12 protein-coding genes and 1 tRNA gene are annotated in these 15,811 nt (G+C 42.8%); all 13 read left to right on the top strand.

The window, feature by feature from the left end; genetic code table 11:
* Window positions 1-6: 6 nt before the first annotated feature.
* A tRNA-Trp gene (locus BW142_RS17255) sits at window positions 7-83 on the top strand.
* A 132-nt stretch (window positions 84-215) separates the two neighbouring features.
* Window positions 216-593, top strand: coding sequence for a preprotein translocase subunit SecE (gene secE / locus BW142_RS17250; protein ID WP_002958877.1), 378 nt, complete (start codon window positions 216-218; stop codon window positions 591-593).
* 4 nt (window positions 594-597) lie between these two features.
* Complete coding sequence (nusG, locus tag BW142_RS17245) at window positions 598-1,161, top strand: transcription termination/antitermination protein NusG (RefSeq protein WP_024600085.1); 564 nt, start codon at window positions 598-600, stop codon at window positions 1,159-1,161.
* A gap of 213 nt (window positions 1,162-1,374) precedes the next feature.
* A complete protein-coding gene (rplK, locus tag BW142_RS17240) occupies window positions 1,375-1,803 on the top strand; it encodes a 50S ribosomal protein L11 (RefSeq protein WP_002958879.1) in 429 nt (142 codons plus the stop codon).
* Between the two features lie 3 nt (window positions 1,804-1,806).
* Window positions 1,807-2,511 (top strand): 50S ribosomal protein L1, encoded by a 705-nt coding sequence (gene rplA, locus BW142_RS17235; protein ID WP_024600086.1) that lies wholly within the window; start codon window positions 1,807-1,809, stop codon window positions 2,509-2,511.
* A 321-nt stretch (window positions 2,512-2,832) separates the two neighbouring features.
* Window positions 2,833-3,327: a 50S ribosomal protein L10 gene (gene rplJ, locus BW142_RS17230; RefSeq protein WP_002958881.1), complete on the top strand. Its 495-nt coding sequence runs from the start codon at window positions 2,833-2,835 to the stop codon at window positions 3,325-3,327.
* A 76-nt stretch (window positions 3,328-3,403) separates the two neighbouring features.
* Window positions 3,404-3,766, top strand: coding sequence for a 50S ribosomal protein L7/L12 (gene rplL, locus BW142_RS17225; RefSeq protein ID WP_002958882.1), 363 nt, complete (start codon window positions 3,404-3,406; stop codon window positions 3,764-3,766).
* A 271-nt stretch (window positions 3,767-4,037) separates the two neighbouring features.
* The gene (gene rpoB, locus BW142_RS17220) at window positions 4,038-8,063 is read left to right on the top strand and encodes a DNA-directed RNA polymerase subunit beta (RefSeq protein ID WP_024600087.1); all 4,026 of its coding nucleotides are present in this window, start codon (window positions 4,038-4,040) and stop codon (window positions 8,061-8,063) included.
* Window positions 8,064-8,167: 104 nt separating this feature from the next.
* Entirely contained in the window at window positions 8,168-12,343 is a 4,176-nt protein-coding gene (rpoC, locus tag BW142_RS17215; RefSeq protein ID WP_076925752.1) for a DNA-directed RNA polymerase subunit beta', read from the top strand.
* A gap of 194 nt (window positions 12,344-12,537) precedes the next feature.
* Window positions 12,538-12,912 (top strand): 30S ribosomal protein S12, encoded by a 375-nt coding sequence (rpsL, locus tag BW142_RS17210; RefSeq protein WP_002958885.1) that lies wholly within the window; start codon window positions 12,538-12,540, stop codon window positions 12,910-12,912.
* 97 nt (window positions 12,913-13,009) lie between these two features.
* A complete protein-coding gene (gene rpsG / locus BW142_RS17205; protein ID WP_010555004.1) occupies window positions 13,010-13,480 on the top strand; it encodes a 30S ribosomal protein S7 in 471 nt (156 codons plus the stop codon).
* A gap of 27 nt (window positions 13,481-13,507) precedes the next feature.
* Window positions 13,508-15,622, top strand: coding sequence for an elongation factor G (fusA, locus tag BW142_RS17200; protein ID WP_024600089.1), 2,115 nt, complete (start codon window positions 13,508-13,510; stop codon window positions 15,620-15,622).
* 62 nt (window positions 15,623-15,684) lie between these two features.
* On the top strand, window positions 15,685-15,811 hold a 127-nt coding region (locus BW142_RS17195; RefSeq protein ID WP_033023824.1), incomplete at its 3' end, for a GTP-binding protein.

The following is a 15,811-nucleotide window of genomic DNA, read 5'->3' as shown; positions in this document are numbered from 1 at the left end:
CTTTGCAGGGGCGTAGTTCCAATTGGTAGAACAGCGGTCTCCAAAACCGATGGTTGGGAGTTCGAATCTCTCCGCCCCTGCCAGTTTTACTTGTAGTTTGAGTAGTCTGAGATTAAAAACCGGTTTAAATTAAGTCTGTTTTTAAGTTTAGATTTTAATGGATTAACCTTACCGTAGTGTAGGGTTGTTGTGTCTGTAGTTAAGGTAATAATATTATGAGCACGAATGTAGAAACACCATCAAGTGCGATGGAGTCAGTAAAGTGGTTAGTAGCAATCGCGCTACTTGCAGGCGCAGTTGTTGGTAATCACATGTATGCAGATCAATCTGTACTACTACGTGCTATCGGCGTTGTTGTTGCAATAGCGGCCGGATTAGCAATTGCCTCGCAAACATTTAAGGGACGTAACTTTCTTGCTTTCGCTAAAGAAGCTCGAATTGAAGTACGCAAAGTTATCTGGCCAACGCGCCAAGAAACTACCCACACGACATTAATTGTAATGGTTGCAACAGTGATTATGGCACTTATCCTTTGGGGATTAGATGGCATTTTATTCCGCGCTGTAGGCTTTTTAACTGGATTGGAGATCTGATCCCATGTCGGATGAGAACGAGAACAAAGAAATTAAGTTACGTTGGTATGTAGTACAAGCCTTTTCTGGTTACGAAAAGCGTGTAGCTCAAACGTTAACTGAACACATTAAAATCGAAGGTCTTGAATCGAGCTTCGGTGAGATACTAGTACCAACTGAAGAAGTTGTTGAGATGCGCGCTGGCCAAAAGCGTAAATCTGAGCGTAAATTCTTTCCAGGTTATGTATTAGTACAAATGGATATGAACGACGCAAGCTGGCACTTAGTGAACAGCACTGAACGTGTAATGGGCTTTATTGGTGGAACGTCTGATCGTCCTGCTCCAATCAGCCCTAAAGAAGCAGAACGCATTCTTAATCGCCTTCAAGAAAATGCTGAAGCACCTAAACCTGCTACATTATTTGAACCAGGTGAAGTTGTTCGCGTTACTGATGGACCATTTGCAGATTTCAGTGGTGTAGTTGAAGAAGTTGACTACGAAAAGAGCCGCGTAAAAGTATCTGTACTTATTTTTGGTCGTTCTACGCCAGTTGAGCTTGAATTCGGTCAAGTTGAGCAAGATAAGTAATTGATTAAAAAAGCTTCGCTAATTTTTATTTAAATTTTGGCATGAAGCTTGAAAAAGGCCGCTGATTAACTTATAATCAGCGGCCTTTTTGTATTAAGGTAAAATTTATTTTTACTGTGCAAAAAGTACGAAACCAATTTTTAAACTGGGAAGCCGTTAGAGTACGCGTCCTCGCGCGCACAAGGCTGAGACCCACCAAATGAGGTATTTATAATGGCTAAAAAAGTTGAAGCTCTAATCAAGCTACAAGTTGCCGCTGGTATGGCTAATCCTAGTCCTCCAGTAGGTCCTGCACTAGGTCAACACGGTGTAAACATCATGGAATTCTGTAAAGCGTTTAACGCACGTACAGAGTCTATCGAAAAAGGCGCTCCAGTTCCTGTAGTGATCTCTGTTTACGGTGACCGTTCATTTACGTTCGACATGAAAACGCCACCTGCTGCTTACTTACTTAAGAAAGCTGCTGGTATCAAGTCAGGCTCAGGCCGTCCTAACACTGATAAAGTAGGCACAGTAACTCGTGCTCAACTTGAAGAAATCGTTGAGACAAAACGAACTGACCTTACAGCTGCCGATATGGACGCAGCGGTTCGCACTATCGCAGGTTCTGCGCGTGCGATGGGCTTGAACGTAGAGGACTAAGAAATGGCTAAATTAACTAAACGTATGCGTACTATCCGCGAAAAAGTGGAAGTAACAAAAGATTACGAAATCAATGAAGCAGTTGCTCTTTTAAAAGAGTTAGCGACAGCTAAATTCGTAGAAAGTGTTGACGTTGCCGTTAACCTTGGTATCGATGCTCGTAAATCTGATCAAAACGTTCGCGGTGCTACTGTACTACCTAACGGTACTGGTCGTGACGTTCGTGTTGCTGTATTCACACAAGGCGCTAATGCAGAAGCTGCAAAAGAAGCCGGTGCTGAATTAGTAGGCATGGAAGATCTTGCTGAACTAGTTAAAAAAGGCGAGATGAACTTTGACGTTGTTGTTGCATCACCAGACGCTATGCGTGTTGTTGGTCAACTAGGTCAAATTTTAGGCCCACGTGGTCTAATGCCAAACCCTAAAACTGGTACTGTAACGCCTAACGTTGCAGAAGCAGTTAAAAATGCTAAAGCAGGTCAAGTACGTTACCGTAATGACAAAAATGGCATCATCCATACTACTATTGGTAAGGTTGATTTCACTGCTGAGCAATTACAACAAAACCTTGAGTCACTAATTGTTGCACTTAAGAAGGCTAAGCCTTCTCAAGCTAAAGGTGTTTACTTGAAGAAAGTAACTATCTCTACAACAATGGGCGCAGGTGTTTCTGTTGACCAAAACACTTTAAGCACTGTTGTAGCTTAATTAGTGTTTACATGGCGTGAAATTTGTACTATAATTTTGCGCCATTTTGTTGATTAATTTATTAATTGGCAAAGTAAAGAATTCGGGTTGAAGTCCATAATTTCGCTAAGCCTTTGGCAAAGCGATAAATTGGGCTTCCGTCCAAGACCGTAGGTGGCTTAGGCCTTAATATTCACCTACGTAGACGGTGTAGACCCCAGATAGATTTTTCCTAATCCTTCTGGCTCTCGCCGTAAAAAGCATCTCTACCTTGTTTGGTAGGGAAGAGTAGAACAGGGGAATCCGATAATCGGTATCCCCATTAAACCAGGAGTAACACCCATGGCTTTAAATCTTCAAGGCAAAAAAGCAATAGTTGCTGAAGTCAACGAAGCAGCCAATGGTGCTCTATCTGCAGTTGTTGCAGATTCTCGTGGTGTAACAGTTGGCGCAATCACTGCCCTTCGTAAAGAAGCTCGTGCAAATGGTGTTTGGATGAAAGTTGTCCGTAACACTTTAGCAAAACGTGCTCTTGAAGGAACAGATTTTGAGTGTCTTTCTGATTCATTTGTTGGTCCAAGCTTAATCGCTTTTTCATCAGAGCACCCAGGTGCTGCTGCGCGTATCTTTTCAGATTTCGCGAAAAAGAATGAGAAATTCGAGCTTAAAACGGCCGCTTTTGAAGGAAATGTTGTTGATGCAGCAATGCTTGCTACATTACCTACATACGACGAAGCTGTTGCACGCTTAATGAGTGCTATGAAAGAAGCGTCTGCTGGCAAATTGTGTAAAACAATTGAAGCAGTACGTGTACAGAAAGAAGAGCAAGCTGCTTAATTTTAAGCTGTTTAATCTCACTTTCGGTGTAAAATTTATTTGGACGTAATGTCCGTTAATTATTAGGAAATTTGTAATGTCTGTATCTAAAGACCAAATCCTTGACGCAATTGCTGAAATGTCAGTAATGGACGTTGTTGCTCTTATCGAAGCAATGGAAGAAAAATTCGGCGTAACTGCTGCAGCTGCAATGGTAGCTGGTCCAGCTGCTGAAGCTGCTGAAGAGAAAACAGAATTTGACGTAATCCTTACTGGCGCTGGCGCTAACAAGGTTTCTGCAATCAAAGCTGTTCGTAGCGCAACTGGCCTTGGCCTTAAAGAAGCGAAAGCTCTTGTTGAAGCTGCTCCTACACCTGTTAAAGAAGGTGTATCTAAAGAAGAAGCTGAAGCACTTGCAAAAGATCTTACTGAAGCTGGTGCTGAAGTTGAGGTTAAGTAATTTAGCTTTTGCTAAGTTCGCTGCCTGAGAAATCAGGCAAGGGCTGGTGATTATTTAATCACCGGCCTTTTTGCGCTATAGAGTGATGCACTCTTTTAGTTCAAATAAAATCTGATTTTTTCTTTGCTTTCAACGCTTTATAGTTTGCTAGTGTTAAAGTGAGATCTAATTAGAACAACAGTTAAATGTTGTAAAATCTTGGCATAGCTGCCAGTTAAGTCTGTTCTTACAAGAACAGGTCGGGTCAAAGATCAGCAAGCTGAGGAACCCCATGGCTTACTCTTATTCTGAAAAGAAACGTATCCGTAAGGATTTTGGTAAACGTCCACAAGTTTTGGATATACCTTTTTTACTGTCTACACAGTTAGAATCGTTTAAAAAATTCTTAGTGCCGGACGCTGATGGCGATCATGGTTTGGAAGCTGCCTTCCGTTCTGTGTTCCCTATTAAAAGCTACTCGGGAAATTCTGAGCTTCAATACGTAAGTTATCGTATTGGTGAGCCAGTTTTCGATGTAAAAGAATGTCAAATTCGCGGTGTGACTTATTCTGCTCCACTTCGCGTGAAACTGCGTCTTGTTGTTATGGACAAAGAAGCACCAGGCACAGTTAAAGACATTAAAGAGCAAGAAGTTTACATGGGCGAAATTCCGCTCATGACAGATACCGGTACTTTTGTAATCAATGGTACAGAGCGTGTTATCGTTTCTCAGCTACACCGTAGCCCTGGTGTATTCTTTGATAACGACCGCGGTAAAACCCATTCATCGGGTAAAGTATTATATAACGCACGCGTTATACCTTACCGTGGTTCATGGTTAGACTTCGAATTTGATGCAAAAGATAACTTATATGTACGTATTGACCGCCGTCGTAAATTACCGGCGTCTATCATCCTACGTGCACTAGAGTATTCTAGCGAACAAATCCTAGATATGTTCTTCGATAACACTACGTTTGAAGTAACGAACGGTAAAGTTCTTATGGAACTTGTACCTTCGCGTTTACGTGGTGAAACTGCCGCTTTTGATATCAAGAGCGAAGACGGTGAAGTATTTGTTGAAAGCGGTCGTCGTGTTACGGCTCGCCACATCAAGAGCATCGAGAAGAAAGGCATTAAGCAATTAGAAGTACCACATGAGTACATCATTGGCCGTATTGTAGCTAAAAACTATGTTGATGAGTCAACTGGTGAAGTTATTGCAAATGCAAATGACGAGCTAACTCTAGAGCTAATGGCTGAATTGGTTAAAGCTGGTTACACTAAAATTGATACGTTATATATCAATGAAGTGGACAGCGGTGCTTACATGTCAAATACTTTGAACATTGACTCTGCAAGCAGCCGTTTAGAAGCACTAGTAGAAATTTATCGCATGATGCGCCCAGGCGAGCCACCGACGAAAGACGCGGCTGAAGCCTTATTCCAGAACTTGTTCTTCTCTGAAGAACGTTACGACTTATCTACTGTAGGTCGTATGAAGTTCAATAGCCGTGTTGGTTACGATACAGACACAGGCCCTGGCACATTAAGCAAAGAAGACATCGTGTCTGTTATGAAAGTATTAATTGCTATTCGTAACGGTCAAGGCGATGTTGATGATATCGATCACTTAGGCAACCGTCGTATACGTAGTGTTGGCGAAATGGCTGAGAACCAATTCCGTGTTGGTCTAGTACGTGTTGAACGTGCTGTACGTGAGCGTTTAAGCTTAGGTGACCTTGACGCGATAATGCCACAAGATCTTATTAACGCTAAGCCTATTTCGGCAGCTGTTAAAGAGTTCTTCGGCTCGTCTCAGTTATCACAGTTTATGGACCAAAATAACCCACTATCAGAAGTTACGCATAAACGTCGTATCTCTGCATTAGGTCCGGGCGGTCTAACTCGTGAACGCGCAGGCTTTGAAGTACGTGACGTTCACGTAACTCACTATGGTCGCGTATGTCCAATCGAGACTCCTGAGGGTCCAAACATCGGTCTAATTAACTCGTTGTCTACGTACGCACGTACAAATGACTACGGTTTCTTAGAAACACCTTACCGCAAAGTGGTAGACGGTGTTGTAACTGATGAAGTTGATTATTTATCAGCCATTGAAGAAGGTCAGTTTGTTATCGCACAGGCGAACTCAAACTTAACTGAAACCAATGAGTTTGTTGATGAACTTATCCCATGTCGTCACAAAGGTGAATCTACCTTTATGGGTCGCATGGACCAGCAGTATATGGATGTATCACCACAACAGGTGATCTCTGTAGCGGCAGCACTTATCCCGTTCCTAGAACACGATGATGCTAACCGTGCATTGATGGGTTCAAACATGCAACGTCAAGCAGTACCAACATTGAAAGCGGATAAACCGTTAGTAGGTACTGGTATTGAGTTAACACTAGCGAAAGATTCTGGTGTAACTATCGTTGCTAAACGTGGTGGTGAAGTAATGTATGCTGACGCAAGTCGCATCGTTGTAAATGTACATGAAGAAGAACGCATTCCTGGTGAAGCGGGCATCGACATCTACAACTTAACCAAATACACACGTTCAAACCAAAATACATGTATTAACCAAAAACCAACTTGTATGGTTGGCGAACCGGTTACTCGTGGTGACGTGTTAGCAGATGGTCCTTCGACTGACTTAGGTGACTTAGCCCTTGGTCAAAACCTTCGCGTGGCATTCATGCCATGGAACGGTTACAACTTCGAAGATTCAATCTTGTTATCAGAGCGCGTAGTTGAAGAAGATCGTCTAACGACTATCCATATTCAAGAACTACAGTGTGTTGCCCGTGATACTAAATTAGGTCCAGAAGAGATCACTGCAGATATCCCGAATGTGGGTGAGTCTGCGCTAGGCAAGCTTGATGAATCAGGCGTTGTATATATTGGTGCTGAAGTTAAAGGCGGCGATATCCTAGTAGGTAAAGTGACTCCTAAAGGCGAGACACAGCTTACACCTGAAGAGAAGCTACTGCGTGCTATCTTCGGCGAAAAAGCGTCTGACGTTAAAGACAGCTCTTTACGTGTACCAAATTCTGTAACTGGTACCGTAATTGACGTGCAAGTTTTCACCCGTGATGGTGTTGAAAAAGATAAACGCGCGTTAGAAGTTGAAGACATGCAGCTTCGCGAAGCGAAGAAAGACTTCAACGAAGAGTTCCGTATTTTAGAAGCAGGCGTTTTAGACCGTGCACGTAAGCTACTTATAGCTGCTGGTTTTGATGAAGATAAACTTGCATCTCTAAATGCTGAAAAAGTACTTACGCAAAGCCTTGCTGAAGAAGACAAGCAAGCTGAGCTTGAGCAACTAGCTGCACAGTACGATGAACTTAAAGCTGAATACGATAAGAAGTTTGAAAACAAACGTCGTAAAATTACCCAAGGTGATGACCTAGCACCAGGCGTACTTAAGATTGTTAAAGTATACCTAGCTGTTAAACGTCGTATCCAACCGGGTGATAAAATGGCGGGTCGTCACGGTAACAAAGGTGTTATCTCGACTATCGTACCAGTAGAAGATATGCCTTACGATGACAAAGGTCGTACGGTAGATATCGTATTGAATCCACTAGGTGTACCATCGCGTATGAACATCGGTCAGATCCTTGAAACACATATGGGTCTTGCTGCACGTGGTATCGGTGAACGTATTGAAGAGATGATGAAAGAACAACGTGAGCTTCATGAGCTACGTGAATTCATCAAGCAAGCTTACGAAATTGGTGAATCTCGCCAAGTTGTAGACATTGCTAGCTTCACTGATGACGAAATTCGTCGTCTAGCTGAAAACTTAAAAGGTGGTTTACCAATAGCTACTCCTGCATTTGATGGCGCGAAAGAAAACGAAATCAAAGACATGCTTGAGCTTGCGGGCTATCCTCGTAGTGGTCAGGTTACACTTTATGATGGCCGTACTGGTGATCAGTTTGAACGTCAAGTAACTGTTGGTTACATGTACATGCTTAAACTTAACCACTTGGTTGACGATAAGATGCATGCACGTTCTACTGGTTCTTACAGCCTTGTTACTCAGCAGCCGCTGGGTGGTAAAGCACAGTTCGGTGGCCAGCGTTTTGGTGAGATGGAAGTATGGGCACTTGAGGCTTACGGTGCTGCTTACACTCTACAAGAAATGCTAACAGTGAAATCGGATGACGTGAACGGTCGTACTAAGATGTATAAAAACATCGTTGATGGTAACCATAAAATGGAACCAGGTATGCCAGAATCGTTCAACGTATTGTTGAAAGAAATCCGCTCACTGGGTATCAACATCGAGTTGGAAGAAAATTAAGCCAATTAGATGCTGCAGTTAACGCTGCAGCATCTGTTACGGCTGAATAGAATGTAGGGACGAGACTATCCGTCCTCAAGATTAACTCCGACAGGAGAGCTAAGGTGAAAGACTTACTTAAGTTTCTGAAGCAACAAAATAAGACCGAAGAATTCGATGCAATTCGCATTGGTCTTGCTTCACCAGACATGGTTCGTTCATGGTCATACGGTGAAGTAAAGAAACCTGAGACTATTAACTACCGTACTTTCAAGCCTGAGCGCGATGGCTTATTCTGTGCCCGTATTTTCGGCCCAGTGAAAGATTATGAGTGTTTATGTGGTAAATATAAACGCCTTAAACACCGTGGTGTGATCTGTGAAAAGTGTGGCGTTGAAGTAACACTCACTAAAGTGCGACGCGATCGTATGGGTCATATCGACCTTGCGAGCCCAGTTGCACATATATGGTTTTTAAAATCATTACCGTCACGTATTGGCTTAATGCTAGATATGACGCTTCGTGATATTGAACGTGTTCTTTACTTCGAATCATTCGTAGTAACTGAGCCTGGTATGACAACGCTTGAGCGTGGTCAGCTATTAGGTGAAGAAGAATACTTAGATTCACTAGAAGAGCATGGTGATGAGTTTGAAGCGAAGATGGGTGCTGAAGCAGTTTTAGACTTGCTTCGTGAACTCGATCTTGCTCAATTAATTGCTGAGATGCGTGAAGAGTTACCAACAATTAACTCTGAAACTAAGCGTAAAAAAATCACTAAACGTCTTAAGTTAATGGAATCGTTCCACCAATCAGGTAATAACCCTGAGTGGATGATCATGACAGTACTTCCAGTATTGCCACCAGATCTACGCCCATTAGTACCATTAGACGGTGGTCGTTTTGCGACATCTGATCTAAACGACCTTTACCGCCGTGTTATTAACCGTAATAACCGTCTTAAGCGTCTACTAGATTTAGCAGCACCAGACATTATTGTACGTAACGAAAAACGTATGTTACAAGAAGCGGTAGATGCGCTACTTGATAACGGTCGTCGTGGTCGTGCAATTACAGGTTCTAACAAGCGTCCTCTTAAATCTCTTGCTGATATGATCAAGGGTAAGCAAGGTCGTTTCCGTCAGAACTTACTTGGTAAGCGTGTAGATTATTCAGGCCGTTCTGTAATCACAGTTGGTCCTACACTTAAGCTTCACCAATGTGGTCTTCCTAAGAAGATGGCACTAGAGCTATTTAAACCATTCATCTATGGCAAATTAGAGCGTCGCGGCATGGCTACGACAATCAAAGCAGCTAAGAAGATGGTTGAACGTGAAGTTCCGGAAGTATGGGATGTACTTGACGAAGTAATTCGTGAACATCCAGTATTACTTAACCGTGCACCAACACTTCACCGTTTGGGTATCCAAGCGTTTGAGCCTGTGCTTATCGAAGGTAAAGCGATTCATTTGCATCCATTAGTATGTGCGGCTTACAACGCCGATTTCGATGGTGACCAAATGGCGGTACACGTACCGTTAACAATCGAAGCGCAGCTTGAAGCTCGTGCATTGATGATGTCAACAAACAACATTCTATCTCCTGCGAATGGTGAGCCAATCATCGTTCCTTCACAGGATGTTGTATTGGGTCTTTATTACATGACTCGTGACCGCATTAACGCTAAAGGCGAAGGCGCGATATTTAAAGATCCAAAAGAAGCAGAAAAAGCATACCGTAGTGGCAATGCAGACCTTCACGCTATTGTGAAAGTACGTATTAGCCAATCAGTTAAAAACGAAGACGGCGTAGTAGAAGATACTATCACTGTTATCGATACAACTGTTGGTCGTGCAATTTTGTCTCTAATTTTACCTAAAGGCATGCCGTTTGCGTCAATCAACCAGCCGCTAGGTAAAAAGCAGATTTCTGGCTTATTGAATGAGTGTTACCGTCGTCTAGGTCTTAAAGATACAGTTATCTTTGCTGACCAAGTTATGTACACCGGTTTCCATTACGCAATGAAGTCAGGTGTTTCTATCGGTATTGATGACTTAGTTATCCCACCGATTAAAGCACAGATAATTGAATCAGCTGAAGCTGAAGTTACTGAAATCAACCAACAATTCCAATCAGGTCTTGTAACGGCTGGTGAAAAGTACAATAAAGTTATCGATATCTGGTCACGTGTAAACGAAAACTTATCACGTGAAATGATGTCTAACTTGTCGAAAGACACAGTTATTAATGCTAAAGGTGAAGAAGTAGAGCAACCGTCATTTAACTCAGTGTTTATGATGGCCGACTCAGGTGCTCGTGGTAGTGCTGCACAGATTCGTCAGTTGGCGGGTATGCGTGGTCTAATGGCACGTCCAGATGGTTCAATCATCGAGACGCCAATCACAGCTAACTTCCGTGAAGGTCTAAACGTACTTCAGTACTTCATCTCAACGCATGGTGCGCGTAAAGGTCTTGCCGATACAGCACTTAAAACAGCTAACTCGGGTTACCTAACGCGTCGTCTAGTAGACGTTGCACAAGATTTGGTAATCAATGAAGATGACTGTGGCACAGAAGATGGCTTAACAATGAAACCGCTTATTGAAGGTGGTGATGTTGTAGAAGCACTTCGTGAACGTGTTCTAGGTCGTGTTGTTGCTGAAGATATTGTAATTCCAGGTACTAATACAGTACTTGTTGAACGTAATATCATGCTTGATGAAAAACTGTGTGATCTTTTAGAAGAGCACTCAGTGGATGAAGTTCGCGTACGTTCTGTTATCACATGTGATAACGACTTTGGTGTATGTGCTAAGTGTTATGGTCGTGACCTTGCACGTGGTCATATCATTAACGCGGGTGAATCAGTCGGTGTTATCGCGGCGCAGTCAATCGGTGAGCCGGGTACACAGCTTACGATGCGTACATTCCACATCGGTGGTGCAGCATCAAGAGCGTCAGCAGAAAACAACGTACAAGTTAAAACTAACGGTACATTAAAACTGCACAACGCTAAATATGTATTAAATACAGATGGTAAGATTGTTATTACCTCACGTTCTACTGAGATCACTATCATTGATAGCTATGGTCGTGAAAAAGAGCGTTATAAAGTACCTTACGGTGCGGTATTAACAGTGCAAGATAATGCTGAAGTTCAAGGTAACGACATCGTTGCTACTTGGGACCCGCATAGTCACCCAATCGTTCTTGAGCATAAATCAAAAGTATCGTTTAGCGATATCGATGATTCAAATACAGAAACGCAGACTGATGAACTAACCGGTTTAACCCGTATAGTTGTTAAAGATCTTGCTAAAGTAAATACGAAAGAACCAAAGCTTATCATTGAAAATGAAGAGCGCGGTCTGCAAGAAACACGTCTTCCTTCATTCACGACGATTGAAGTTATTGACGGCGTTACAGCAAACCCAGGTGACGTGTTAGCACGTATTCCGCAAGAAGGTTCGAAAACTCGTGATATCACGGGTGGTCTACCACGCGTAGCCGACTTATTTGAAGCTCGTAAGCCAAAAGAACCAGCTATATTAGCTGAAGTAACTGGTACTATTAGCTTCGGTAAAGAGACCAAAGGTAAGAAGCGTTTAGTTATTACTCCAGCAGAAGGCGATCATTACGAAGAAATGATTCCTAAGTGGCGCCAACTTAACGTGTTTGAAGGTGAGCAAGTGTCTAAAGGTGAAGTTATCGCCGATGGTCCTGAATCGCCGCATGACATCTTACGCCTACGTGGTGTGACTCATGTTGCTAACTACATCGTTAACGAAGTGCAAGAGGTTTACCGTTTGCAAGGCGTTAAGATCAATGACAAGCACATTGAAACAATTATCCGTCAGATGATTCGTAAATGTACCATCATACACGGTGGTGATACTGACTTCTTAGCCGGTGAACAAATCGAAGTGGCGCGCGTTAATATCGCAAACCGTGACCTTGAAAAACAAGGTAAGATACCAGCTAAGTTTGAAATCCAGTTAATGGGTATCACAAAAGCATCACTAGCAACAGAATCTTTCATCTCTGCAGCATCTTTCCAAGAGACAACACGTGTTCTTACAGATGCGGCAGTGAATGGTAAGAGCGATGAGCTTCGCGGTCTGAAAGAAAACGTAATTGTGGGTCGTTTGATCCCAGCCGGTACCGGTTTTGCGTATCATCAAGAACGTATGGCTCGCCGTAAACAAAGCAAAGTAGTAGTAGAAGAGCAAACAGTAAGTGCAGAAGAGGCAACTCAAGCACTTACAGACGCTCTAAATGCTGATTTGTCTGGAAATCAATAAACTGTTCTTAATCAATAGATTAAGTGATCGTGAGGCAGTTATATGCTGTCTTACGGTTAGTTTAGGTTGACAGGTTAAACTTTGCTCATTAAAATTCCGCCACCCATTTACTTGTGTGCTCAATGCAGGCTCGTAAATAAAGGGCGGATTTTTTATTTTTTTCAGTAGTAATTTTAATTTCAGGAGCTATTTAAATGGCAACTATTAACCAGCTAGTGCGTAAGCCACGCCGTAGCAAGGTTACGAAAAGTAACTCAGCTGCACTAAAAGCGTGTCCGCAAAAGCGCGGTGTATGTACTCGCGTATATACAACTACACCTAAGAAACCTAACTCGGCGTTACGTAAAGTAGCACGTGTACGTTTAACTAACGGTTTCGAAGTAACTTCATACATTGGCGGTGAAGGTCATAACCTTCAAGAGCATAGTGTAATCCTAATCCGTGGTGGTCGTGTTAAAGATTTACCAGGTGTGCGTTTTCACACTGTTCGTGGTGCACTTGACTGTGCAGGCGTTAGCGATCGTCGTCAAGCTCGTTCTAAATACGGTGCAAAACGCCCTAAAGGCTAATTGTTTTCCGTTAGTAAGGCCAAGCACTAAATATTTATAATTATTGTTTTGGGTGATTGACTCGAAAGAGCAAACCTGAATAAACCGGAGATACAAAATGCCTAGAAGACGCGTAATCGGTCAACGTAAAATTCTTCCAGATCCTAAGTTCGGATCGGAACTTCTTGCTAAATTCGTTAACATCGTGATGTTAGACGGCAAGAAATCTACTGCTGAAAAAATTGTTTATGGTGCGCTAGACGTGGCTGCTGAGAAATCAGGCAAGTCGCACCTAGAAATCTTTGAAACTGCACTTGATAACATTCGCCCACAGGTAGAAGTTAAATCTCGCCGTGTTGGTGGTTCAACTTATCAAGTACCAGTTGAAGTACGTCCAGTTCGTCGTAACGCATTAGGTATGCGTTGGTTAGTAGACGCTGCACGTAAGCGTGGCGAAAAATCTATGGGCTTACGTTTAGCTCAAGAAATCGTTGACGCTTCTGATAATAAAGGCACTGCGGTTAAGAAACGTGAAGACGTTCACCGTATGGCTGAAGCGAATAAAGCATTCGCTCATTACCGTTGGTAATCTGTCTTTAACCTTTAAGAGGATCATATGGCACGTACAACTCCACTTGAGCGCTATCGTAATATAGGTATTGTTGCTCACGTAGATGCAGGCAAAACCACCACAACAGAACGTGTTCTGTTCTACACAGGTCTTTCTCATAAGATCGGTGAAGTACATGATGGCGCTGCAACTATGGATTGGATGGAGCAGGAACAAGAGCGTGGTATCACAATCACTTCTGCTGCAACAACGTGTTTTTGGAAAGGGATGGACGCTCAATTTGACGCCCATCGTATCAATATTATTGATACTCCAGGACACGTAGATTTCACTATCGAAGTAGAGCGTTCTTTACGTGTACTTGATGGTGCGGTAGTTGTTCTTTGTGCTTCATCTGGTGTACAGCCGCAAACTGAAACAGTTTGGCGTCAAGCGAACAAATACGAAGTTCCGAGAATGATCTTCGTAAATAAAATGGATCGCACGGGCGCTGACTTCTTAGCTGTGGTTAGCCAGGTGAAATCTCGTCTTGGAGCAACGCCTGTTCCAATTCAGTTGCCTGTAGGCGCTGAGGACGACTTTAAAGGTGTTATTGACCTTATTAAAATGAAAGTGATTAACTGGAACGAAGCGGACCAGGGTATGACTTTCTCTTATGAGGCAATACCGGCAGAACTTCTGGAATTAGCTGAAGAATGGCGCTCTCATTTAGTTGAAAGCGCTGCTGAAGCAACAGAAGAACTAATGGATAAATACTTAGAAGGTGAAGAGTTAAGTGAAGCAGAAATTAAAAATGCTTTACGCCAACGAACATTAGCGAATGAGATTGTTCCAGTTACTTGTGGTAGCGCATTTAAAAACAAAGGCGTTCAAGCTGTGCTTGATGGCGTTGTTGAGTATATGCCGTCACCAGAGCAAGTGAAACAAATCCAAGGTATTCTAGAAAATGGTACTGAGGAAGAACGTCCAGCTAATGATAAAGCGCCGTTTGCTGCACTCGCTTTTAAGATTGCAACAGACCCGTTTGTTGGAACCTTGACCTTTTTCCGTGTTTACTCTGGTACTGTTAAACAGGGTGACACGGTATATAATCCAGTAAAAAGTAAGCGTGAGCGACTTGGCCGTATCGTACAGATGCATTCAAACTCTCGTGAAGAGATCAAAGAAGTTTTCGCAGGCGACATCGCGGCAGCTATTGGTCTTAAAGACGTAACAACAGGTGAAACACTGTGTGATCCGAATTCTATTATTACGCTTGAGCGTATGGAATTCCCTGAACCAGTAATCTCTATTGCGGTTGAGCCTCGCACTATAGCTGACCAAGATAAGATGGGTATCGCGCTAGGTAAACTAGCTGCTGAAGACCCTTCTTTTCGCGTACAAACTGACGAAGAATCAGGCCAGGTTATAATCTCTGGCATGGGTGAGCTTCACCTAGATATCATCGTCGACCGTATGAAACGTGAATTCAGTGTTGAATGTAACGTTGGTAAGCCGCAGGTCTCATACCGAGAAGCTATTCGTTCAACTGTTAAGGTTGAAGGGAAGTTTATACGTCAGTCAGGTGGTCGTGGTCAATATGGTCACGTTTGGCTTAAACTTGAACCGATGGACATTACGGATGATGAGTCACCAATCTACGAGTTCGTTAACGAAACCGTAGGTGGTTCTGTTCCTAAAGAGTTCGTTCCTGCGGTAGACAAAGGTATCCAAGAGCAAATGTCTCAAGGTGTACTGGCAGGCTACCCATTACTTGGCGTTAAAGCGACTTTATATGATGGTTCATTCCATGATGTAGATTCGAATGAAATGGCATTTAAAATAGCAGGTTCACTGGCAATGAGAGATGGGGCGCGTAAAGCTGACCCTGTACTTTTAGAGCCAGTAATGAAGGTTGAAGTACTCACTCCTGATTCAAATATGGGTGATGTAGTTGGCGACTTAAACCGTCGCCGCGGCATAATCGAAGGCATGGAAGATGCATTAGGTGGACTTAAGCAAATTAATGCGCAAGTTCCTCTTTCTGAAATGTTTGGTTATGCGACTGCTTTACGATCTGCAACACAGGGCCGTGCCTCATACTCTATGGAGTTTGTGAAGTACGCTGAAGCCTCTAAAAATGTTGCAGATACAATAATTTCAGCTCGCGCTGTTATATAATTTTAGCTTGTCTGGCTCAATAGTGAGTCAGGCTTTAATTTCTTTATTAGGAATTTTTTAAGATGGCAAAAGAAAAGTTTGAACGCGTAAAACCGCACGTAAACGTTGGTACAATCGGCCACGTTGACCACGGTAAAACTACACTAACTGCAGCAATCACTAACGTACTTGCAAAAGTATACGGCGGTG

Origin of the sequence: Pseudoalteromonas sp. EB27 (assembly GCF_001974875.1) — a bacterium.
Lineage (GTDB): Bacteria > Pseudomonadota > Gammaproteobacteria > Enterobacterales > Alteromonadaceae > Pseudoalteromonas.
Note: the sequence above shows the minus strand (reverse complement) of the source record. Positions and strands in the feature narration are given on the sequence as shown.

Excerpts from the sequence above, each read along its gene's own strand:
- rpoB (WP_024600087.1), top strand. The coding sequence starts at position 4,038 with ATGGCTTACTCTTATTCTGAAAAGAAACGTATCCGTAAGGATTTTGGT.
- rplK (WP_002958879.1), top strand. The coding sequence starts at position 1,375 with ATGGCTAAAAAAGTTGAAGCTCTAATCAAGCTACAAGTTGCCGCTGGT.
- rplA (WP_024600086.1), top strand. The coding sequence starts at position 1,807 with ATGGCTAAATTAACTAAACGTATGCGTACTATCCGCGAAAAAGTGGAA.
- rpsG (WP_010555004.1), top strand. The coding sequence starts at position 13,010 with ATGCCTAGAAGACGCGTAATCGGTCAACGTAAAATTCTTCCAGATCCT.
- rpsL (WP_002958885.1), top strand. The coding sequence starts at position 12,538 with ATGGCAACTATTAACCAGCTAGTGCGTAAGCCACGCCGTAGCAAGGTT.
- secE (WP_002958877.1), top strand. The coding sequence starts at position 216 with ATGAGCACGAATGTAGAAACACCATCAAGTGCGATGGAGTCAGTAAAG.
- fusA (WP_024600089.1), top strand. The coding sequence starts at position 13,508 with ATGGCACGTACAACTCCACTTGAGCGCTATCGTAATATAGGTATTGTT.
- rplL (WP_002958882.1), top strand. The coding sequence starts at position 3,404 with ATGTCTGTATCTAAAGACCAAATCCTTGACGCAATTGCTGAAATGTCA.
- rplJ (WP_002958881.1), top strand. The coding sequence starts at position 2,833 with ATGGCTTTAAATCTTCAAGGCAAAAAAGCAATAGTTGCTGAAGTCAAC.
- nusG (WP_024600085.1), top strand. The coding sequence starts at position 598 with ATGTCGGATGAGAACGAGAACAAAGAAATTAAGTTACGTTGGTATGTA.